Below are 21,393 nucleotides of genomic sequence, written 5' to 3'. Positions count from 1 at the left end.
AGGCCGAACGACGTTTTTGCGCCGGGTCCTTATCAGTTGCGACAAATAAGCGATTTAACTGAGTTATTCAAGATAGTATAATCGAAAACTTAATTCACGCTTTGTTCGGGCTGTCCACGGCGTTCCGACTACGCCGCGATCAGACGATACTTGTCCCTAAGCGACTGAAGTTTTTCATCAATCACGAGCGTGGGTTGGCAACCGGATGAGACACAAGGGCAAAGCTGGAGTTGAGCGGTGCTAAATTTGCCAGTAGACGATATTGGATCTTTCGCCTATCGATTGCTCATGAAATCGTCGCTCGATCATATGCCGCTTCGCAAGCAGCGAGAACTCGGCCGGGTTCTCGAAATCCTGCACGAAGAATTCGAGGATGCGCTGAAGGAAGGTACGGCCGATTTCAAGAAGCGCGGCAGGATCCTGAAGATTCTCCTGTTCGGCTCCTACGCGAAGGGTGGATGGGTCGATGAACCCTTTACCATGAAGGGGTATCGCTCCGATTTCGATCTGCTGATCATCGTCAACAACCGCAAGCTCTGCGAATTCACCGAATATTGGCACAAGGCCGCCGACCGGCTGATCCACGAGGCCTCGATCGAAACGCCGGTTAGCTTCATCGTCCATTCCAGACGCGAGGTGAACACCTACCTCAAGGAAGGACAGTATTTTTTCTCCGATATCCGCAAGGAAGGCATCGTTCTCTACGAACTCGACGATGAGCCGCTGGCCGAGCCCGAGCCTCTTTCGGCGGAGGATCGACTGCGGTTGGCAAAAGAGATTTTTGAGCAAAGGTTTGCCGAAGCCACAACCATCCTGGAGACAGCTAAATTTCAACTCAGCAGGTCGGAAAGGACCGGGGACGCCTGGATAAATTGGTCGGCATTCAGCCTGCATCAATCGCTCGAACAAGCCTACTCCTGCGTCCTGTTGACCCTAACCAACTACGGCCCGCCATCGCACAACATCAAGTTTCTGCGCTCGCTCGCTGAGGAGCAGGACCGTCGTCTGGCCGAGGCCTTTCCGCGTGATCAGCACAAGGAACGCGCCTGGTTCAATACGTTGAACGAGGCATACGTGAAGGCGCGCTATTCGAAACATTTCGAAATTAGCGAGGAAGCGCTTGGCTGGCTCGCTGAACAAACTGCATTACTGCTCGAACTGGTCAAGACGGTTTGCGAAGGGCACCTGGAGGTCCTTAAAGGAATAGTTGGCAGCGACGTAATCAAACGAGATTCGCGGTCATGCGGTTGACGTAATTCGGCATCTCGGCACGACCGGCTAAAAAATTTTCAATTGCTACAAAGATGACGGCCTGGAGGCCGTGGCGGATCGGTCGCGACGGCCGAAGCATTGCGCCAACCACTCCGTGAACCGGTCGAGGCGATGAGCATCTCGCAAAAGAAGCCGCATTGGGCTGCCAGGAAGATCAGAGAACTGCTGGTCAAGCGCGTGGCCGGCGATGTCGGCCTGCGGTCGAGCAAAGGACTTTGCGACCGATCGGCAACCCGTTCGCCACGAGGTTGTCACCTATGTCTTAGGGACGCTCTGTTACCTATGTCTTCGATATGGACAAGTGGGAGATGGTACGGTTGGGGGGTCTCGAACCTCCGACCTCAGGTGCCACAAACCTGCGCTCTAACCAACTGAGCTACAACCGCATAAATCGCGCTTGGCGCGACGGGGGTCACATACGAGGACTTGGCGACGAATTCAAGCCCCATTCCTCGCCAATATACAAAAAGGCTGGACGCGAGGTCCAGCCTTTTATCTCCGATCGGTAAAAACCGATCAGGCAACCTTGAAGGAAGCCATGGCCTTTTCGGCGGCGTCCTTGGAGGGCTTTGCGAGCTTCTCGGCCACCTGCTTGGTGGTTTCCTGGATCGACTTCGCCTGCTGGACGGTGAGTTCGGCCTGCTTGCGGATGAACGAGGTCTGCAATTCGAAGAATTCGGCCGGCGACTTGACGCCGAGCAGCGCTTCGAAGTGCGACAGCGAGTTCTCGGAATTGACGCGCAGGATGTCGATCGCCTTCAGGCCGATCTCGACCGAGCCGGCCTGTGCCGTCTGAACGGTGGCTTCGAGCGTCTTGCCGGCTTCCTCGCCAGCGGTCTTCAGCTTGGCATAGGCATCCTTCGACTGCTGAGCGCCCTTTTCGGCGAACTCACGGAAAGATTCCGTGAACTTGGACGGGTCGAAAGAAGCGATTGAAAAAACGTCGTCGGTCTTTATGGTAGCCATGGGTCGCATCCTTTGGGTTGAGGCAGCCGCTGCCTGCGTTTGTTGGATGATGCTTATATAAGACATTTCATTGTGCATTGCAACAATTATTGTGCGGTGCACAAGACGTTAACCTTTCCGGCCGAAAACCCCCTCCTCTTCTGGACCGGCATGCGCCCCGCAGTTATTAATAAGCCGTTAATTTAAGAAGGCCGACAGCGACAAGGTTCGAACATGCCCGCAGTCCAATATCCGTTCATCGATATCGCCGTGCATGCACGGGTACGAGAACGCTTTTCACGCGGCGAGGCCATGGTGCTGTTTTCGGCCGATCTTGCCCGTCTGCTCTGGGCGAACGGTGCAGGTGCCGAGCTTTTCGGCCATTCGGCTGTCTATGACCTGCTCGATCAGGGGGTCGACCGCGCCGACATCACCTTCCGCCAGCTGGAAACCGCCGCGCGCCAGCTGACCGATATCGGCGACAGCCGCAGCCTGATGATCCGCGTTGCCAAGGGCTTTCAGCGTGCCCAGGTACAGGCGGCTGCCGAACTGATCCGGCTTTCCCAGGGCGAAAAGGCTATCCTGTTTTCAGTGCCGATCTCGGCAAAGCCACTCGCGGCCGGCGCATCGGCGGCCCAGATGCTGCAGGGACTTGATGATCCCGACACACATATGGCGGTGATCGGCGCCAATGGCGAGGTCATCGCGGCCTCGCCGGGCTTTGCCTCGCTCGGGATCTCCGAGCAGACGGCAAAGACCTTGATCAACCTTGCCGGCGCGCATCCCGACCGGTTGGTGAAGCGACCCGTCGCCACCAGCAGAGGCAATCTTCCGGCCGCCGTCGGCAAGCTCAGCGACGATCCGGCTTTCAATCTGCTTTTTGCCGTGGAGACTGCGGTCGGTCATCTCGACCCGATCGATACGCCCGCGCTCGACCCGGTCGATGCGCCCACACAGGAAGAAAGCGTGCCGCCGGCCGAAGCGCTTCAGGACGAGCCTGTCGCCGCTAAAGGCTTCACCGAGATCATCGACGCGGTCTCGGGAATCGAAGAGGTCGAGGAGACGCTCGAGGAGATCGCCGGCGAAAGCGAACAGCCTGCCGGGACAGCTCTAGCATCCGCCGACGAGGCGGTTGACGATGGGCTGTATCCTGCCGGGGATGCGAAGCCGGAGAGCGACGAGAGAACGATCGATAGCAGCGCGGCTGAAGCCTCCGAGCCCGCCGCGGTCATCGAGGACGATTTGGCCTCCGTTGCCGAGACGGTGGAACCGCCTGTTGAAGCCAGCGAAACGCCTATCGAAGACACGCCGGAAGCGGTCCATGAACAGCCCGTCATCGCAAAGTCTGAGGTCGCCGACCTGCCCCCGCTTGCGGCTGAGCCCGGCTTCGTCTTCAGGCCGAACAGCCGCGCCACGCGCTTCGTCTGGAAAATCGACGCCGAAGGCCGGTTCAACGAGGTCAGCCACGAATTTGCCGAGGCCGTCGGTCCGCACGCCTCCGACATCATCGGATCTGCCTTCGGCGATGTCGCCGCCCTCTTCAATCTCGATCCTGACGGCAAGCTTTCCGAGGCGCTCGCCCGCCGCGACACGTGGTCGGGCAAGACGATCCTCTGGCCGGTCGAAGGCACCAGCCTCGTCGTTCCGGTCGATCTGGCGGCGCTGCCGACCTATACCCGCAACCGCGACTTCGATGGGTTCCGCGGCTTCGGCGTCGTCCGGCTTTCCGATGCCCAGGAAGATCCGCTGGCGCTCGGTCTGACACTCGGCCCTGATGGTATCGGCCATGACGCAGCGAGCCTCGGCCCACCTGCCGAAACCATTGCCGAGGTGGCAGATGAAGCGGAGACAGCGCTTGAAGAACCGCTGATCGAACCCGCCCTGACGCAAGAGGTCGAGGATCAGGCGCCGCAGACGGAGACAGCGCCGGAAGAGATTGCCACCGAGCAGGTGGCCATCGAGACACCTGCCCAGGAAAGTGCAGCAGAAAAAGCGGAAGGCAGCGTCGATGCCGGCGACGTTTGCGCAGCCGAGCCCGCGGCCGATCTTCCGCAAGAGCCGCCGGCGCTTCGCATTTCGGAAACGCCCAATCGCCGTTTCTCCGACAAGATCGTTCAGCTCCACAACAGCGGCGCTGCGCTGACGGCCGCCGAACAGGCCAATTTCCGCGAGATCGCCAAGCGCCTCGAAGCCTTCGGCGCCAGCAAGGACGAGCCTGCCGTTCCGGCGCCGATAGAAACCGCCGTCACCGAAACCGCCGGCTTCGAAAAGGCCTCCGGACCCGAAGAGGTCGAGGCCGAAACATCCATCGCCGAGAAGGCGGAAACACTGTCGCTCGAAGAGGTGGCGGCGCAGGAGGCGATCTTCGAGAATGCCGTCGAGGCGCAGAGCGAAGACGACGGCGCCACCGAAGAGCCTTCAGTCATCGCCGAAGACGAGGCAACGGAAGGGCTCGAGGAGACGGTCAGCCAGATCGAGGTTCTCACAAGCTTCATTCCGCCGCGCGTCAAGATGACGGACGGGCTTTCGGTGGGCACGGTCGACCAGCTGCCTGTTGCCGTGCTCATCCATATCGGCGATGCGCTGATCCATGCCAATCCGGAATTCATGCGGCTGACGGGCTACGATTCGCTCGAGGCATTGCGCGAGGTGGGCGGCATCGAAGCCCTGCTGCAGCGCCGTGAACTCGAGGAAAAGTCTGTCGGCTCCGGGACCATGATGCTCGTCAAGGCCGATGATACGCTGGCGCCGGTAACCGCGCGGCTACAATCGGTGCGCTGGGAAGACGCCAATGCATTGATGCTGGCGTTGATGCCGGTGGAAGGCAAGGAAGATGGCCGTGGCGAAGCAAACCGGTCCGAGGGCCGTTCCGAAGGCCGCCCCGAGCGGATGGTCGAGAAGGTCGCCAAGCTTCAGGTCGAAGTGGAAGAATTGCGCTCGATCCTGGAAACGGCGACCGACGGCGTCGTCGTCATCGGCACCGAGGGCGACATCCGCTCGATGAACCGGTCGGCCAGCGCGCTTTTCAATTACGACGAGCAGGAGACGCGCGGCAAACCCTTCGTCATGCTGTTTGCCCATGAGAGCCAGAAAGCGGTCATCGACTATCTGAACGGCCTCTCCGGCCATGGCGTGGCAAGTGTGCTGAACGACGGGCGTGAAGTGATCGGCCGCGAGGCCGCCGGCGGCTTCGTGCCGCTGTTCATGACGATGGGCCAGCTCACCTCCTCAAACGGCTATTGCGCCGTCATCCGCGATATCACCCAGTGGAAGCGCACCGAGGACGAGTTGCGCAACGCCAAGGGTGCGGCTGAAACCGCCAACGCCCACAAGACCGATTTCCTCGCCCGCGTCAGCCACGAGATCCGCACGCCGCTCAACGCCATCATCGGCTTTTCCGACATGATGGCGGGCGAGCGCTTCGGCCCGATCGGCCATCCGCGTTATATAGAATATGCCAATGACATCGGCCGCTCCGGCCGGCATGTGCTCGACATCGTCAACGACCTGCTCGACATTTCGAAGATCGAAGCGGGCGAGATGGATCTCGATTTTGATGCCGTCGGTCTCAACGAGGCGGTCTCCGAGGCCGTGGCGCTGATACAGCCGCAGGCGAATGGCCAGCGCGTCATCATCCGCACGGCGCTGTCGCAATCGGTGCCCGATGTCGTGGCCGACCTGCGCTCGATCAAGCAGATCGCCCTGAACATCCTGTCGAACGCCATCCGCTTCACCCCATCAGGCGGGCAGATCGTCGTTTCCACGTCCTATGAGGCCAATGGCAGCGTCGTCCTCAGGGTCCGCGATACCGGCATCGGCATGACGCGCAGCGAACTCGACCAGGCGATGAAGCCGTTCCGGCAGGTCTCCTCGACCCAATCGCGCCATCGCGGCGACGGCACCGGGCTCGGCCTGCCGCTGACCAAGGCGATGGTGGATGCCAACCGGGCAACGTTCTCGATCAATTCGACGCCCAACGAGGGCACGCTCGTCGAGATCACCTTCCCGTCGCAGCGCGTGCTGGCCGGCTGATCGGAGCGCAAAGAAAAGGCAGCCAGAGGCTGCCTAGAATTTGGTGCTGTTCAACAAGAGCTCAGTCGATCAACGTCATGTTTCGGAGGCTAGAAAGCCCCAGGCCGCCTCGTTCATGTGCGACCCTCAAGATGGCTTCACCTTTGACAAACCTTTCTTAACGAAAGGTTTCCATGACAGGAGATTGATAGAGGGTGAAAGCTTGTAGTTTCCGATCGCTGTCAATCCTTCAGTTCGCTTAGCCCGGCGAAGAGCCGCAGCGCCTCGGGATTGGCAAGCGCTTCCTGGTTCTTAACCGGCCGGCCGTGAACGACCTCGCGAACGGCAAGCTCGACGATCTTGCCGGATTTGGTGCGGGGAATATCAGCAACCGCGATGATCTTCGCCGGCACGTGCCGCGGCGAGGCGCCGGTGCGAACACGCGTCTTGATCGCTTTGACGAGATCCTCCGTCAGCGTCACACCGGGGGCAAGGCGAACGAAGAGGATGACGCGCACGTCGTCGTCCCACTCCTGGCCGATGCAGAGCGCCTCGGCCACCTCCTCCATCTGCTCGACCTGATTATAGATCTCCGCCGTGCCGATGCGAACGCCGCCGGGATTGAGCGTCGCATCCGAACGGCCGTGGATCACAAGGCCGCCATGCTCCGTCCATTCGGCGAAGTCGCCGTGGCACCAGACATTGTCGAAGCGGTCGAAATAGGCGGCGCGATATTTGGCGCCATCGGGGTCGTTCCAGAACATTACCGGCATCGACGGGAAGGCCTTGGTGCAGACGAGCTCACCCTTCTCCCCGCGCACCGGCTTGCCATCATCGTTCCAGACATCGACGGCAAGGCCGAGGCCGGCCCCCTGGATCTCGCCGCGCCAGACCGGTTGCAACGGATTGCCGAGCACGAAGCAGGAGACGATATCGGTGCCGCCTGAGATCGAGGCGAGCTGCACGTCCTCCTTGATGCCCTCATAGACGAAGGTGAATCCTTCCGGCGACAGCGGCGAACCGGTGGAGGTCATCAGCCGCAGGCTGGAAAGATCGTGACTTGCGCGCGGCGTCAGCCCGCCCTTGCGCACCGCGTCGATATATTTCGCCGAGGTGCCGAAGATGGCGAATTTTTCGGCCTCGGCATAGTCGAACAGCACGTTGCCATCGGGGGCGAAGGGCGAGCCGTCGAACAGGCAGAGCGTTGCGCCGCTGGCGAGACCGCTGACCAGCCAGTTCCACATCATCCAGCCGCAGGTGGTGAAGTAGAACAGCTTCTCGCCCGCCTGCAGGCCGCAATGCAACCGCTGCTCCTTCAGATGCTGCAGCAGCGTGCCGCCGGCCGAATGCACGATGCATTTCGGCACGCCTGTCGTGCCTGACGAAAAGAGGATGTAAAGCGGATGCGCGAAGCCAAGCCGCGTGAATTCGACTTCCCTTGCCTCATAGGGCGCGACAAAGGCTTCAAGCGTTGAAGCCCCCGGCGTCTTGCGCGCCACTGCCTCCGCATCGCCGGCGTAGTGGACAATGACGGAGGGAACACCCAGACTTTTTGTGACGGTGGCGACCTTGGCACCGACATCCTGCAGCTTGCCGGAATACCAATAGGCATCGCAAGCGATGAACAGCTTCGGGCCGATCTGGCCGAAACGGTCGAGCACACCCTGCTCGCCGAAATCAGGGGAACAGGACGACCAGATGGCGCCGATCGAGGCGGCGGCGAGCATGGCGGCGACGGTCTCCGGCATGTTCGGCATCATGGCGGCGATGCGGTCACCCTTGCCGATCCCGAGTGCTGCGAAGGCCTGCTGCAGCTTCGAGACCAGCGCGCGCAGCCGGTCCCACGACCAGCGGTCCTCGGCCTTGTCCTCGCCGCGGAAGATGATGGCATCGCCCTCTCCGCGGCCAGACAGCAGGTTTTCGGCGAAGTTCAGTGTCGCGTCAGGAAAGAAGCGGGCGTCCAGCATGCGATCGCCATTGGCAAGCACCTCTGCGCCGCGCTCTCCCTTCACGCCGCAGAAATCCCAGACGGTCGACCAGAAATTCTCCCGCTCGGCCACCGACCATGCATGCAGCTCCTCAAAGCCAGAAAGAGAAAGCCCGAAATCGGCATTGCAGCGTTCCATGAAGGCATGGATCGGGCTTTTTGCAACGGCATCCGCCGAGGGCACCCAAAGTGGTCTGTTATCCTGCATTCAATCCTCCTCCCCAATGCCGTCTTTATATCATGCTGCATTGCATTATAAAGTGCGGAACCGACGCGATCCGTCGCCTGGAGCATGATGCCGAAAAGTGTGAGCGGTTTTCGGACGACATCATGCTCCAACTATTTAATTGAAAGTGCTACAGCGTCCTTTGCGCGTCTGAAAAGACGCGCGGCGCTGTATGGGATTTGCATATGCCTGATATTTCCTATATCCGCCGAATTCAGCGCATAACGGGATGACCGGCTGAATTTGCCGGCGGAGATCATGAGCACGTCAAGACATCGCAGGTGGCGCAGGAAGATCGGACCCGTTTCGCGCTGGCTTCCGGCCTTCGCCCGCCTGTCGACGGTATTCCTGCTGATAGCGCTCGCGCTTTTCGTAGCGCTCAGGGTCGCCGCACCCTATCTCATCTCGACCGGCTTCGTGCGCTCCGGCATCGAGGACGCGCTGTCGAAATGGACGGGCTACCATGCCGAGATCAAGGGCAGTCCGGTTCTCGAATTCTGGCCGACGCCGCGCATCACACTGAACCAGATCACCATCCGCCAGCCGCGCGAAAGCGGCGACAAGCTGCTCGGCAGTATCGAAAGCCTGTCAGCCGATTTCAGCCTCATCGATGCGTTGCGAGGCCGGACGAGCTTCCACGAATTCCACCTGGTGCGCCCCAACCTGGCGCTGACGCGCGACGAGAAAGGGCTGATCGACTGGAGTTATGCCGGCCTGCTCGCACGCGCGATCAACGGCGTACGCTCCGAAAACGGAGCTGAGGTGCTTGCTCGGGATCTCGATGCCGAGATCGGCGCCGTGACGGTCGAGGACGGGACGCTTGTGGTCACCGACATCAAGTCCGCCAAGACCTATCATTTCGATAGCGTCACCGCAGATATCGCCTGGCCGAGGCTATCCGGCGCGATCTCGGCGGTCGTCATCGCCCGCATCAACGGCGAGGACCTGAAGGTCGATTTCGCCTCGCGCCAGCCGCTGCTCGCCTTTGCCGGCAGGAATGCCGAGACCCGGACGTCGCTCGCATCAAACCTGTTGACGGCGCACTTCCAGGGGATTGCCAGCATCGCCAGCCTTTCGGCCCTTTCCGGCAATATCACCGCCAGCATTCCCGATGTGCCGGCACTGCTGACGTGGTCGGGCAAATCGATCCCCGGCATCGCAACGTTGAAGAGCGCTTCGCTGGAATCCGACATCATGTCGTCGGGCAACGGGCTGCGCTTCAACAATCTCAGTCTCTCGCTGAACGAAGCGAGTGCCACCGGGGTGATGGACCTTTTCACCCAGCCCGGAAAACGGCCGAAGATCGGCGGCACGCTGGCCTTCGACCAGATGAACCTCAAGCCCTTCCTCGATGCCTTCGCCCTCAGGCTCGCCGCCGGCGAGGCGGAGGAAATCTCCGCCGGCATAACCGGGCCGCTGCGGGTGCTCGATGTCGACGTCAGGCTTTCGGCACGGCGCGCGCAGATGGGTCTCTTCGAGCTTTCCGACGTTGGCGCCAGCGTGATCGTTGCCGGCGGCGAAGCGAAATTCGATATTGGCGACAGCCAGTTCGAAGGCGGCGAGATGACCGCGCATCTGGAAGCGACGCAGCGCGACTTCGACGGCGGCGGCAGGCTGCAGCTGTCGATCCGCAATGCCGACTTCGCGGCCCTTGCAGAGCGCCTGCAACTGAAGGGTCCGCTGCCGCTTGCGACAGGATCGCTCGATCTCGACCTGCAGTCGCCGAAGGCGATCTGGACGACCGGCCTTGCCGACGTCACCGGCAAGCTGCACTTCTGGACCAGGGAAGGCACGATTCCCGGCATTGATGCTGCGGCATTGCGCACGCAGGCAGCCGAAAAGCCGTTCTTTCCGCTGAGCGCGGCAGCAGGCGGCGCCTTCGCCTTCAACCAGCTGAACCTGCAGGCCGATTTCGCCAACGGCACCGCCGAGATGCACGACGCCCGTATCGCCGGCGCCACTCAGACGCTGACGCTTTCCGGCGTCATCACCTATCAGTCGAACGGGCTGGCGCTTTCCGGATCGCTGGAGGCAACCGATCCTGCCAAGGCCGCAGAGCTGCCGCTTCTGCCGTTCTTCGTCGGCGGTTCATGGCCAAACCCGGTGATCTCGCCGGTGCCGCTTTTCGGCAATACACCCCACGCGCAATGAAGCATGTCGCGCAAAAGCGTGCAGCGGTTTTGCGAGAACGACATGCGTGAAATAGAGACATAAAGCGCGACCAGCACGCGCTTTAGACCTCACGCCCCGGCGGCGGCGGCGCGTTCGTCCCTCTGCCGCTGTGTTTCGCGGCGCTTGGTGATGATCGAGGCGCAGATGACGCCGAAGGCGACGACGCCGATCAGGATCGTGCACACCGCATTGATCTCGGGCGTCACGCCGAGGCGGACCTGGCTGTAGATCCTCATCGGCAGCGTGGTGGCGCCAGGCCCCGAGGTGAAGCTCGCAATCACCAGATCGTCAAGCGACAGGGTGAAGGCCAGGATCCAGCCGGAGAGCACGGCTGGCGCGATGATCGGCAGGGTGATCTCGAAGAAGGTCCGCACCGGCGGCGCGCCGAGATCCTGGGCAGCTTCCTCGATCGAATGATCGAAACTGAGCAGGCGCGACTGCACGACGACGGCGACGAAGCACATGGTCAGCGTCGTGTGCGCGAGCGTGATCGTCCAGAAGCCACGGTCGAGACCGATCGCCACGAAGAGCAGCAGCAATGACAGGCCGGTAATGACCTCCGGCATGACGAGCGGGGCATAGACCATGCCCGAAAACAACATGCGGCCGCGAAAACGGGTGTAGCGCACCAATGTCAGCGCCGCCATCGTGCCGAGGATGGTTGCAAACGTTGCCGACAGCAGCCCGACGCGCAGCGTCACCCAGGCAGCGTCGAGCAAGGCCTGATTGCTCATCAACGAGACATACCATTTCGTCGAGAAGCCGCCCCAGACAGTCACGAGTTTGGATTCGTTGAAAGAGAAAATGACGAGAAGCACGATCGGCAGATAGAGGAAGGCGAAGCCGAGCGTGACGGAGACGATGTTGAAACGGGTCCATTTCAGCATGGTTTATTTCCCCCGCTCTTCGGCTTTGGCCTGGACATTCTGGAAGAAGACGATCGGCATGACCAGGATCAGCAACAGGATGGTCGCCACCGCCGAGGAGACCGGCCAGTCGCGATTGGAATTGAACTCGTTCCACAGCGTCTTGCCGATCATCAGCGTCTGCGACCCGCCGAGCAGATCGGGAATGACGAATTCGCCGACGGCCGGGATGAAGACCAGCATGCAGCCGGCCACCACGCCGGGGATCGACAGCGGGAAGGTGACGCGCCAGAAGGCGGTGATCGGCGGGCAGCCGAGATCCTGTGCGGCTTCGATCAGCGTGCCGTCCATCTTCTCGAGCGCCGAATAAAGCGGCAGCACCATGAAGGGCAGATAGGAATAGACGATGCCGATATAGACGGCGGTATTGGTGTTGAGGATGATCAGCGGCGTATCGATCAGGTGCAGCGACAGCAGCAGTTGGTTGAACAGGCCCTCCGGCTTGAGGATGGCGATCCAGGCGTAGACGCGGATCAGGAAGCTCGTCCAGAAGGGCAGGATGACGAGCATCACCAGCGTCGGCCGCAGGCCACGTGGCGCCTGCGCCATGCCGTAGGCGATTGGATAGGCGATCAGCAGCGTCAGGAAGGTGGAGATCGCGGCGATTACCACGCTCGACACATAGGCGTTGAAATAGAGCGGGTCGTCGGTGAGGTAGGTGTAGTTGTCGAGGGAGAATTCGCCGATCTTGCTTAAGAGGCCGGCCCAGCCGTCGGCGAAGGAAAAGACAGGCTCATAGGGCGGCATGGCGATCGCCGTCGTCGACATCGAAATGCGGAAGACGATGAAGAAGGGCGCCAGGAAGAAGAGCAGCAGCCAGGCGTAAGGGATGACGATGACGAGGCGATTGTAGAGGCCGGACGCGAACTTGCCCATGATTTCAATCCTTCAGCAGGACGCCGGCATTCTCGTCGAAGGAGACCCAGACTTCCTGATCGTAGGTGAAGGGGTCGTCGACGGAGCGCTGCGCATTGAGGGACGAGGCCTTGACGACGTTGCCGCTCTGCAATTTCACATGGAAGACGGTCATGTCGCCGAGATAGGCGATATCCCAGAGTTCGCCTCTGGCGGCGTTGACGGAGGCGTTGGCGGGCGGCGTGCGCCCGACCCGCATCTTTTCCGGCCGGATGGCGAAACCGACGGCGCTGCCTGCAGAAGGTGTTTCGGCGGCGGCGACACGCACGCTGAAGCCGCTGTCGACTGATATCTCGACGGTGCCGTTGCCCGATGAGGCGACCTTGCCGTCGAAGATGTTCACGTCGCCGATGAAATCCGCGACGAAACGGCAATTCGGCGCCTCGTAGATCTCGGCCGGCGTCGCCACCTGCACGACCTTGCCGTGGCTCATGACGGCGATACGGTCCGCCATGGTCATCGCCTCTTCCTGGTCGTGGGTGACGACGACGAAGGTGAGGCCGAGATTCTGCTGCAGGTCCATCAGCTCGAACTGGGTTTCCTCGCGCAGCTTCTTGTCGAGCGCGCCGAGCGGTTCGTCGAGCAGCAGCACCTTCGGGCGCTTGGCGAGCGAGCGGGCCAGCGCCACGCGTTGGCGCTGGCCGCCGGAAAGCTGGTTCGGCTTGCGGGAGGCAAATTGCTCCAGCTTGACGAGCTTCAGCATCTGCAAGACGCGGTCAGTCATCTCGTCCTTCGCCATGCCGTCCTGTCTCAGGCCGAAGGCGATGTTCTTCTCGACCGTCATGTGCGGGAAAAGCGCATAGGACTGGAACATCATGTTGACGGGGCGCCTATAGGGCGGCGTGCCGGCCATGTCGGTGCCGTCGAGCACGATTTCGCCCGAGGTCGGCTGCTCGAAGCCGGCAAGCATGCGCAGAAGCGTCGACTTCCCACAGCCGGAAGCGCCGAGCAGCGCGAAGAACTCGCGGTGGTAAATATCGAGCGACAGGTTATCGACGGCGGTGAAATCACCGAAACGCTTGGTGACGTTCTTGATGGATATGAAGGGCTTGGCGGACGGATCGGTCCAAGGTGCGAAAGAGCGGCGAATATTGCCTAGAGACTTCATATTGTTCCCCGAAAATACATTCTTTTGCTCCCGGCTTCACCGGCCGGAATCGTCAAAAAAAGACCCGGACGTTTCCGTCCGGGCCGTTATTCTATCATTGGCCGGTGACCACGGTGGTCCATAGCCGCGTCACGATCCGCTGCGTCTTCGGATCGAGCGGCGGAACGGTGAAGAGTTTCGCCATCACCTCGGGCGTCGGGTAGATCGCCGTATCGTCGAGGACCTCCTTGTCGAGGAACTGCTGCGACGCCTTGTTGCCGTTGGCGTAGAAGACGAAGTTCGAGGCCTTGGCGATCACTTCCGGCTTCATCATGTAGTTGATGAATTCATGGGCTTCGGCGACATGCGGCGCATCTTTCGGAATGCCGAAGACGTCGAAGAAGATCTGGGCTCCCTGCGACGGCACCGAATAATCGACCTTGACGCCGGCATTGGCTTCCGAGGCACGGTCGCGGGCCTGGAACATGTCGCCGGAATAACCGAGCGCGATGCAGATATCGCCGTTCGCCAGCGCGCTGATATATTCGGACGAATGGAACTTGCGGACGAAGGGACGGACGGCCGTGAGAACCTCCTGTGCCTTCTTGAGATCGGCTGGATCGGTGCTGTTTGGATTGAGCCCGAGATAGGCGAGCACCGAGGGCACGACGTCAGTCGGGGAATCCAGCATATAGATGCCGCAATCCTTGAGTTTCGCCGCTTTCGCCGGATCGAACAACGCGTCCCAATTGGGCTTTTCGTCGGTGCCGAGGGCCGCCTTGACCTTGTCGACATTATAGCCGATGCCCGTCGTGCCCCACATGTAGTCGACGCTGTATTCATTGCCGGGGTCGAAGGACGCCACGCCCTTCATGATGACGTCCCACATATTGACCAGGTTCGGCAGCTTCGACTTGTCGAGCTTCTGGTAGACGCCGGCGGCGATCTGGCGCTGCATGAAGGATACGGTGGGGACGACGACGTCATACCCCGAACCGCCGGCCAACAGCTTGGTTTCCAGCGTCTCGTTGGAATCGAAAGTGTCGTAGACGACCTTGATGCCGGTTTCCTTGGTGAAATCCTCGAGGATGGAACTGTCGATATAATCCGACCAGTTGTAGACGTTGACCACGCGCTCCTGGGCAAAGGCCGGAGCGGCAGCAAGGAGTGCGGTAACGGCGGCGGCCGTCACGCATAGGATGGTTGACCTCATGACTTCTCCTGTTTGTTCAAAGATTCCGCACCCCCGGACATCTTTTCCCTCTGGTTTTCCACGCAGACTAAGAAGGAATTTCACAGCCCACAAGCGCAAAATCCTGCGCCCTCAATGATTTCACAATCACTGGAAATCGAAGGCGCTGAGCCCGGCCACCATCTCATCGAGCCCGAGCGGTCTCGTCACCGGCGGCTCGGCCCGGGAAAGGCAGCCGCGCCGCTCGCAAAGGCGACAGGCCGGGCCGATCGTGACCGGATCAAGCGCCATCGCCTGCCCATAGACCACACCCTCGCCAAGGGCAGCGTCGCAGCCGATCAGGATCGCGGTGCGCCTCACCCTTTCGCCGAATTCGACGCTCGGTCCCTCCAGGGTGCGGGCGACCGTCAGGAAGGATGCCCCGTCCGGCATGACCACCGTTTCGGCAAGGATCTGGCCCGGCTGCAGGAAGGCGGCATGGATATTGAGCTTCGGACAGCCGCCGCCGAAACGGGCCTGCGGAAAGCCCTGGGCGCCTGCCCGGCGCAGCCGGTGGCCAGCGGCATCGATCTCAATCAGGAAGAAGGGAATGGCCGCCGCGCCCGGGCGCTGCAGCATGGCAAGGCGCGCGGCGGCATGACCGAAGGAGACGCCGAAGCGTGCACGCAGAATGTCGATATCGTAGCGCGTTGCCTTGGCGGCCGAAAGAAAGGCCTCATAGGGCATTGCAAGCGCCAGTGCGGCGATGCGGGCAAGCTCGAAACGGGCGATGCGGCGCGCCTCGGCGGAGGAAAGCGAGAGATCGGCGAGCTCGGCATCGATTGCCGGCAGCAAAGCAAGGGTCGCAGCCTCGATTGATATCTCATGCGCACGGTCGGCCTGTGACAGGCGCTCCGAGATGAAAAGCCGCATTGAATGGCGATCGAAACGGCGGCGCAGATCCGGCATCACGTGGACGGGCAGGACACGCACCGCGATGCCGCGCTCGGAACGCAGCCAATCCTTCAGCCCGGCAGCAAGATCGAGGCCGCCGGGGAGCGTTGCGGCAAAAGCTTCCGCCGCCGTCTCGATCCGTCCGAAATAACCAGACCTGCGCTCCAGCGTCTCGCGCACCTCGTCCAGCGGCAACCGGCCGGCGGCGACCGGTGCATGTCCTTCGGCGACCATCAGCGCCGTCAGATCGGACAGCCTTGCCGCCTGCTCCCGATAGGCGCGATAGAGCTTGATCATGCCGCTCGCGGCATTGGGTGCTGCCTCGGCCACCTCCACCAATTCCTGATCGCCCGGCAACTCGCCCGACAGCAGCGGATCGACAAAGATCTCCTTGAGCTGGTCGAGACTGCCGCCGGTCTGCCCCCGCAATTCCTCCAGATCGACCCTATAGACGCTTGCAAGCTTGAGAAGGAGCTGCACCGTCAGCGGCCGCTGGTTGCGCTCGATCAGGTTCAGGTAGGACGGCGATATTTCAAGCGCCTCGGCCATGGCGGTCTGCGTCAGCGCCAGCGCATTGCGGATGCGCCTGACTTTCGGGCCTGCGAATATCTTTCGTTCCGCCATGTCACACCCTTTGACAAGGAAGGAGCGCTGTATTTACAAAATTTTACAAATTCACAGCGCCGCTCTGTCAATCCTCGTCATCTTAACCTCTTTCCAAGCAAGAAATCAAAGGTTTTTCTGGCCATCTCGGCTCATATTGTCAATCTTGTCATGCAGCACCTTTGTCGGGCTTTTTAGTAAGGAGAGCAGCATGACGGATTTTTACAAGCTTGTTCCAAACGCACCAGCTGATCGTTTCGACGGCATCGAGAGACCTTACTCGGCCGATGACGTGCGGCGGCTCAGAGGCTCGGTGGCGCTGCGCCATTCGCTGGCCGAAATGGGGGCGGACCGGTTGTGGCAGCTTCTGCTCCAGGAGGATTTCGTCAATGCGCTCGGCGCACTTTCCGGCAACCAGGCCATGCAGATGGTGCGCGCCGGGTTGAAGGCGATCTATCTCTCCGGCTGGCAGGTGGCGGCCGACGCCAATACGGCATCGGCGATGTATCCCGACCAGTCTCTCTATCCGGCCAATGCCGGTCCGGAGCTTGCCAAACGCATCAACCGCACGCTGCAGCGCGCCGATCAGATCGAGACCTCGGAAGCCCAGGGACTTTCCGTCGAGACCTGGTTCGCACCGATTGTTGCCGATGCGGAAGCAGGCTTCGGCGGACCACTCAACGCCTTCGAGATCATGAAGGCCTATATCGAGGCGGGTGCAGCGGGCGTTCACTTCGAGGACCAGCTCGCTTCGGAGAAGAAATGCGGCCATCTCGGCGGCAAAGTGCTGATCCCGACGGCCGCCCATATCCGCAATCTCGACGCCGCGCGGCTTGCCGCCGACGTCATGGGCGTTGCGACGCTCGTCATCGCCCGCACCGACGCGGAAGCGGCAAAGCTGCTGACGTCAGACATCGACGAACGCGACCAGCCCTTCGTCGACTATGATGCCGGCCGCACGGTCGAAGGTTTCTATCAGGTGCGAAACGGCATCGAACCCTGCATCGCGCGTGCCGTCGCCTATGCGCCGCATTGCGATCTCATCTGGTGCGAGACCTCGAAGCCGGACCTCGATCAGGCGCGGCGCTTTGCCGAAGGCGTGCACAAGGTGCATCCCGGCAAGCTGCTCGCCTATAATTGCTCGCCTTCCTTCAACTGGAAGAAGAATCTCGACGAGGCGACGATTGCGCGGTTCCAGCGCGAACTCGGCGCGATGGGCTACAAGTTCCAGTTCATCACGCTCGCCGGCTTCCACCAGCTGAACTACGGCATGTACGAACTGGCGCGCGGCTACCGGCAACGGCAGATGTCGGCCTATTCCGAGCTGCAGCAGGCGGAATTCGCCGCCGAGGTCAATGGCTATACCGCGACCAAACACCAGCGCGAGGTCGGCACCGGCTATTTCGACGCCGTGTCGCTCGCCATCACCGGCGGCCGGTCTTCGACCACGGCGATGCACGGCTCGACCGAACATGCGCAGTTCAAACCGGCTGCGGAATAACTCGAAGAGGAGGAGATGATCATGGCATCCATCACACGCGTCAGGGAACGGGCCGAGGAGCAGGCAAGCAGCATGAGCGAGGATCAGCAGACGACGATCCGCATGCTCGCCAACGACCTGCATCGGCTGAACCAATCGGTCATGAAAGCTGTCGAGGCCGGCGCCTCGGTCGAACTGGTGCGCTCGGCCCGTCATCACGGCGGCGACGGCAACTGGGGCGACCTACTGATCCCCATCGTCGTCACCAACCGGCATTGACGAAAAGCCGACCGTTGGCGGGCCGGCGAAGTCGGCCCGCTTCTTCAATCGCCGCGCGACCTATCGGGTGCGCGGCGCTTTACGTCTCTATTTGATGCATGTCGTGGCGCCAAAACCGCTGCACAGTTCTGGGTGACATGCACTAGCCGCGGCTCGGTCGTTTTCCGGCGAAGAGATCGGCATAACTTTTGATGAGCTTGGTCATGCGGTCGGCGACCGTGCGGATCTCCGGGCGATGACGATCCTCTGCATTCATGACGATCCATTGCCGGTGGCGCAATTCTGGCAACTCGCCGCCCTGCCGCTGCAATTCGGGGTGGAGATCGCCGACGAAACAGGGAAGCACGGTCTTGCCGGCGCCGGCGCGCACCAGATCCGGCAGCGAACGCGGCCGATTGACGGTGGCGACGATCCCCGTCGCGGCCTTGGCGTGCGGCCAGCGCAGATAGGCCGATATCGCCTCTTCCTCGGCGACTGCAATCCAGCGCTCGTCGCTCTCGGCAGCGTTGCGTCTGATATAGACGGCATAGGCCACCTCCCCAAGCTGACGTGCGGCGAGATTGGCCTCCTCAGGCTCGAAGGCGCGAATACCGATATCGCTCTCGCGATAGGCAAGGCTCGCCCGCGCCTCGCCGATGGTGAGCGAAATGGCAAAGGCATCGCCCGGCATGCGGATTGCGGCGAAATTCTCCGTCAGCAGCCAGGCGACCCAGGTGCCGGCGGCAATCCTGACGGTCGTGCCGCCCTCGCCGGATTGCCGCCACGCCTCGACCTTGCGGGCGGCGGCTTCCATTTCCTGAAGGTGATCGAGCAGCGCCTGACCATCCAGGGTCAGTCGGTATCCGGTCTGGCTGCGGACAAACAATGCACGGCCGATCTCCTGTTCGAGATCGAGCATGCGCCGGCCGACGGTTGCAGGACTAAGCCCGCTTGCGGTGCTTGCTCCCGTCAACCCGCCGAGCCGGGCGACCTGCAGGAAAAGCTGATAGGAATCCCAATTCGCATTTTTCATCAATGAAAAACATAGCGGGATTTTTCCCGTTTATAAAGAGAAATTCGATGCCTAGATCAGGTGATGGCTTACATAGGAAAGGACATCGTCATGATCGACATGATCACCATTGCAGGTACCATCGGCTATCGGCACTCTCCCAAGCGACGCTGTTGCAGGGCGGACGAGGATAGATTCTATGCCGAGTTCGGAAACAGCAGCCTCATTGGCTTCGCCGCCTGGCTGACGTCGCTCGATCTCAACCTGGGGAGGCACCGCAAGGCCACGGCGCAATCCCGTGGCAGCTGCGGCTGCGCGGTTCAGGCGACTTTTCTTGCCCCGAGATGAGCCGGTGCGGATTCTGCGACGATGCGGAAACGCTCGATCAGCGCCATCAGCGTGTCGGCCTCGCCGGCGAGCAGGCGGCTTGCCTGCGTCGTCTCGGCAACCATCGACGCGTTCTTCTGGGTCATCTGGTCCATGGCGTTGACCGAACCGTTGACTTCCTGCAGCGCGGCCGACTGATCGCGGCTGGCCGTCGCGATGGTTTCGACATGGCCGCTGATTGCGATGATCTCCTGGCTGATCGAGGCAAGGACGCTGCCGGTCTTCTGGACCAGTTCGGACCCTGCCGTCACTTCCCGGCTCGATGTCTCGATCAACGACTTGATCTCGCGCGCCGCATCGGCCGAGCGCTGGGCGAGTTCGCGGACTTCCTGGGCGACGACGGCAAAACCCTTACCCGCCTCGCCCGCGCGCGCCGCTTCGATGCCGGCATTCAGCGCCAGAAGATTGGTCTGGAAGGCAATGTCGTCGATCACCTCGATGATCTGCTCGATACGCTGCGAAGCCTGCTCGATGCGATCCATGGCGGCGACCGCATCGCCGACGACGGCGCCGGAATTGTCGGCCGTCTTCTTGGTCGCGGCCACGACATTGTTGGCCTCACGGGCACGCTCGGCGGACGAACGAACCGTCACGGTGATCTCTTCCACCGCGGCCGCAGTCTCCTCAAGGCTCGCCGCCTGCGCCTCGGTGCGTTTCGAAAGCTCGCCGGCAGAGGCGGAGACGGCGCCGCTGTTGCGCTGGATGCTCGAGGCGCTGTCGCGGATGCCGGACAGCGTGTCCTGGAGCCGCAGAAGCGAAGCGTTGAAATCAACGCGCAACTGCTCCAACCGGCCGACGAAAGGCGTGCCGATCGTCTGCGAGACGTCGCCCTGCGACAGGCGCCCGAGGCCGGCGGCAAGCTGGTTGACGGCAAAATCGATCTGGCCGTCGAGCGAGCGCTTGTCGGCATCGTTCCTGGCGCGTTCGGCATCGCTCAAGGCGCGCTGTTCGGCGGCCTGGGTCTCCAGATCGCGCCTTGCGCGGGCGCTGTCGCGGAAAAGCGCCAGAGCCCGGCCGATGTCGCCGAACTCGTTCTTCTTTTCGATACAGGGAATCGCTCCCTCGAGATCGCCCGCGGAAATCGAGTGGACGCTCGTCGTCAGCGCCTGCAAAGGCTTCACCGACAGGCGGATCGCATAGAAGGCGAGAACGCCGACGATGAGCATGACGATGGCGCCAACGCCGAGAACCAGCATCTGCAGATCATACATGCGCTGGTAATAGAGCTCCATCGGAATACCGATGAAGAGAATGCCGACATTGGCGTTCGAGGCGTTCTTGATCGGGAAATAACCGGTCATGAACTTGCGGCCGAAAAGCTCCGCCGGTCCGTAATAGGCTTCACCCCTGGCGAGAACCGGCTGGGCCGGGTGCTCGGCGACCAGCTTGGTGCCGACGGCGCGGTCGCCGTTTTCCTTCTTGACGTTTGTGGATATGCGGACGTAGTCGCCACCCTGCTTTTGGAAGATGGTCGCAACGCCGGCGATCGACTGCGCGGTGCGGTCAACCAGCGAATGATCGGCAAGGGCAGGAATGGCGTCTTCGGTGACGGCGGAGAGCTGATTGTCTTTCAGTTCGATCTTTGCAGCCTGATCAGCCGCGCCGTAGAGGACAGCCATCGCACGGGCGGCGTCCTTCGCGTCGGAGACGGCCCCGTCCATGACCTGATGGCTCAGATTGTAATAGGTCACGCCGACGATGGCGGCCGTGCTGATGGCCAGCAGAAACAGCGTGATCGCAACGATCTGGCGTACGATCGACGTAGAGAAAAGGCGCAGCATCGAGACCCCCGGGAGATAAACCAAGGTTAAATTAGACTAAAAGCGTTAAGGAAGATTCTCCGCAAATCATGGCTGTCGGAGATATTCATCGCCTCGTTTCCAGGCGTTTTTCGATTATCCCGGCGTGATAGGCTGCCCCGGCATTCGAGCTATTCTTCCATCGTTCAAATCTTCTCAATCGAGGCACTGTTTTGCAGAATAAAGAA

Annotated in this window: 15 protein-coding genes, 1 tRNA gene and 1 pseudogene; 7 read left to right on the top strand and 10 right to left on the bottom strand. The window is 61.3% G+C overall.

The annotated features are described in order from the left end of the window. The first annotated feature begins 237 nt into the window (after positions 1–237). Together ACD590_RS02240 and ACD590_RS02235 are read left to right on the top strand one after the other, a co-directional pair. Positions 238–1,251, top strand: coding sequence for a nucleotidyltransferase and HEPN domain-containing protein (locus ACD590_RS02240; RefSeq protein ID WP_128408936.1), 1,014 nt, complete (start codon positions 238–240; stop codon positions 1,249–1,251). Positions 1,252–1,282: 31 nt separating this feature from the next. Next, positions 1,283–1,464: pseudogene (locus ACD590_RS02235) on the top strand (IS481 family transposase); the annotation flags it as partial. A 117-nt stretch (positions 1,465–1,581) separates the two neighbouring features. Here the strand turns inward: ACD590_RS02235 and ACD590_RS02230 are convergent. Then, positions 1,582–1,658 (bottom strand) — tRNA-His (locus ACD590_RS02230). 130 nt (positions 1,659–1,788) lie between these two features. Next, on the bottom strand, positions 1,789–2,238 hold the full coding sequence (locus ACD590_RS02225) for a phasin (protein WP_131604439.1): 450 nt from the start codon (positions 2,236–2,238) through the stop codon (positions 1,789–1,791). A gap of 213 nt (positions 2,239–2,451) precedes the next feature. Here ACD590_RS02225 and ACD590_RS02220 point away from each other — a divergent pair, with 213 nt between their 5' ends. Beyond that, positions 2,452–6,249, top strand: a complete 3,798-nt coding sequence (locus ACD590_RS02220; RefSeq protein ID WP_439002045.1) for an ATP-binding protein — start codon at positions 2,452–2,454, stop codon at positions 6,247–6,249. Between the two features lie 221 nt (positions 6,250–6,470). Here the strand turns inward: ACD590_RS02220 and ACD590_RS02215 are convergent, their stop codons facing one another. Next, a complete protein-coding gene (locus ACD590_RS02215; protein ID WP_439002044.1) occupies positions 6,471–8,423 on the bottom strand; it encodes an acetoacetate--CoA ligase in 1,953 nt (650 codons plus the stop codon). A 276-nt stretch (positions 8,424–8,699) separates the two neighbouring features. Here ACD590_RS02215 and ACD590_RS02210 point away from each other — a divergent pair, with 276 nt between their 5' ends. Then, on the top strand, positions 8,700–10,592 hold the full coding sequence (locus ACD590_RS02210; protein ID WP_439002043.1) for an AsmA family protein: 1,893 nt from the start codon (positions 8,700–8,702) through the stop codon (positions 10,590–10,592). Positions 10,593–10,681: 89 nt separating this feature from the next. Here ACD590_RS02210 and ACD590_RS02205 read toward each other — a convergent pair whose 3' ends face one another. From ACD590_RS02205 to ACD590_RS02185, 5 genes are all read right to left on the bottom strand, one after another. Further along, on the bottom strand, positions 10,682–11,500 hold the full coding sequence (locus tag ACD590_RS02205) for an ABC transporter permease (protein WP_018244860.1): 819 nt from the start codon (positions 11,498–11,500) through the stop codon (positions 10,682–10,684). 3 nt (positions 11,501–11,503) lie between these two features. Continuing rightward, the gene (locus ACD590_RS02200; protein ID WP_439002042.1) at positions 11,504–12,415 is read right to left on the bottom strand and encodes an ABC transporter permease subunit; all 912 of its coding nucleotides are present in this window, start codon (positions 12,413–12,415) and stop codon (positions 11,504–11,506) included. Between the two features lie 4 nt (positions 12,416–12,419). Beyond that, positions 12,420–13,562, bottom strand: coding sequence for an ABC transporter ATP-binding protein (locus tag ACD590_RS02195; protein ID WP_012756109.1), 1,143 nt, complete (start codon positions 13,560–13,562; stop codon positions 12,420–12,422). A 94-nt stretch (positions 13,563–13,656) separates the two neighbouring features. After that, a complete protein-coding gene (locus ACD590_RS02190) occupies positions 13,657–14,754 on the bottom strand; it encodes a polyamine ABC transporter substrate-binding protein (protein WP_439002041.1) in 1,098 nt (365 codons plus the stop codon). A gap of 126 nt (positions 14,755–14,880) precedes the next feature. After that, a complete protein-coding gene (locus tag ACD590_RS02185) occupies positions 14,881–16,290 on the bottom strand; it encodes a helix-turn-helix domain-containing protein (RefSeq protein ID WP_018244857.1) in 1,410 nt (469 codons plus the stop codon). 190 nt (positions 16,291–16,480) lie between these two features. On the opposite strand from ACD590_RS02185, the gene aceA reads away from it, so the two are divergent. Then, positions 16,481–17,770: an isocitrate lyase gene (aceA, locus tag ACD590_RS02180; RefSeq protein ID WP_112905983.1), complete on the top strand. Its 1,290-nt coding sequence runs from the start codon at positions 16,481–16,483 to the stop codon at positions 17,768–17,770. Positions 17,771–17,791: 21 nt separating this feature from the next. Beyond that, positions 17,792–18,028 carry an SMc00767 family acetate metabolism repressor gene (locus ACD590_RS02175; protein WP_439020837.1) on the top strand — a complete coding sequence of 79 codons (237 nt, stop codon included), beginning with the start codon at positions 17,792–17,794 and terminating at the stop codon, positions 18,026–18,028. 142 nt (positions 18,029–18,170) lie between these two features. Here the strand turns inward: ACD590_RS02175 and ACD590_RS02170 are convergent, their stop codons facing one another. Then, positions 18,171–19,040, bottom strand: a complete 870-nt coding sequence (locus ACD590_RS02170; RefSeq protein ID WP_439002040.1) for a LysR family transcriptional regulator — start codon at positions 19,038–19,040, stop codon at positions 18,171–18,173. 90 nt (positions 19,041–19,130) lie between these two features. Between ACD590_RS02170 and ACD590_RS02165 the strand changes: the two genes are divergently transcribed. Beyond that, on the top strand, positions 19,131–19,367 hold the full coding sequence (locus tag ACD590_RS02165; protein ID WP_018244853.1) for a hypothetical protein: 237 nt from the start codon (positions 19,131–19,133) through the stop codon (positions 19,365–19,367). Here ACD590_RS02165 and ACD590_RS02160 read toward each other — a convergent pair. Then, positions 19,340–21,187, bottom strand: coding sequence for a methyl-accepting chemotaxis protein (locus ACD590_RS02160; RefSeq protein WP_026188629.1), 1,848 nt, complete (start codon positions 21,185–21,187; stop codon positions 19,340–19,342). The two genes, ACD590_RS02165 and ACD590_RS02160, sit on opposite strands and share 28 nt — an antisense overlap. Positions 21,188–21,393: the final 206 nt, after the last annotated feature.

Source organism: Rhizobium sp. 862_C5_N1_2, from assembly GCF_051811205.1.
In the GTDB taxonomy this organism is placed as follows: Bacteria; Pseudomonadota; Alphaproteobacteria; order Rhizobiales; family Rhizobiaceae; genus Rhizobium; species Rhizobium leguminosarum.
Note: the sequence above shows the minus strand (reverse complement) of the source record. Positions and strands in the feature narration are given on the sequence as shown.

What these genes read in the sequence shown, in the direction of transcription:
- ACD590_RS02165 (WP_018244853.1), top strand. Translation starts at nt 19,131, where the DNA reads ATGATCGACATGATCACCATTGCAGGTACCATCGGCTATCGGCACTCT.
- ACD590_RS02190 (WP_439002041.1), bottom strand. Translation starts at nt 14,754, where the DNA reads ATGAGGTCAACCATCCTATGCGTGACGGCCGCCGCCGTTACCGCACTC.
- ACD590_RS02215 (WP_439002044.1), bottom strand. Translation starts at nt 8,423, where the DNA reads ATGCAGGATAACAGACCACTTTGGGTGCCCTCGGCGGATGCCGTTGCA.
- ACD590_RS02205 (WP_018244860.1), bottom strand. Translation starts at nt 11,500, where the DNA reads ATGCTGAAATGGACCCGTTTCAACATCGTCTCCGTCACGCTCGGCTTC.
- ACD590_RS02195 (WP_012756109.1), bottom strand. Translation starts at nt 13,562, where the DNA reads ATGAAGTCTCTAGGCAATATTCGCCGCTCTTTCGCACCTTGGACCGAT.
- ACD590_RS02220 (WP_439002045.1), top strand. Translation starts at nt 2,452, where the DNA reads ATGCCCGCAGTCCAATATCCGTTCATCGATATCGCCGTGCATGCACGG.
- ACD590_RS02175 (WP_439020837.1), top strand. Translation starts at nt 17,792, where the DNA reads ATGGCATCCATCACACGCGTCAGGGAACGGGCCGAGGAGCAGGCAAGC.
- ACD590_RS02225 (WP_131604439.1), bottom strand. Translation starts at nt 2,238, where the DNA reads ATGGCTACCATAAAGACCGACGACGTTTTTTCAATCGCTTCTTTCGAC.
- ACD590_RS02185 (WP_018244857.1), bottom strand. Translation starts at nt 16,290, where the DNA reads ATGGCGGAACGAAAGATATTCGCAGGCCCGAAAGTCAGGCGCATCCGC.
- aceA (WP_112905983.1), top strand. Translation starts at nt 16,481, where the DNA reads ATGACGGATTTTTACAAGCTTGTTCCAAACGCACCAGCTGATCGTTTC.
- ACD590_RS02200 (WP_439002042.1), bottom strand. Translation starts at nt 12,415, where the DNA reads ATGGGCAAGTTCGCGTCCGGCCTCTACAATCGCCTCGTCATCGTCATC.
- ACD590_RS02170 (WP_439002040.1), bottom strand. Translation starts at nt 19,040, where the DNA reads ATGAAAAATGCGAATTGGGATTCCTATCAGCTTTTCCTGCAGGTCGCC.
- ACD590_RS02210 (WP_439002043.1), top strand. Translation starts at nt 8,700, where the DNA reads ATGAGCACGTCAAGACATCGCAGGTGGCGCAGGAAGATCGGACCCGTT.
- ACD590_RS02160 (WP_026188629.1), bottom strand. Translation starts at nt 21,187, where the DNA reads ATGCTGCGCCTTTTCTCTACGTCGATCGTACGCCAGATCGTTGCGATC.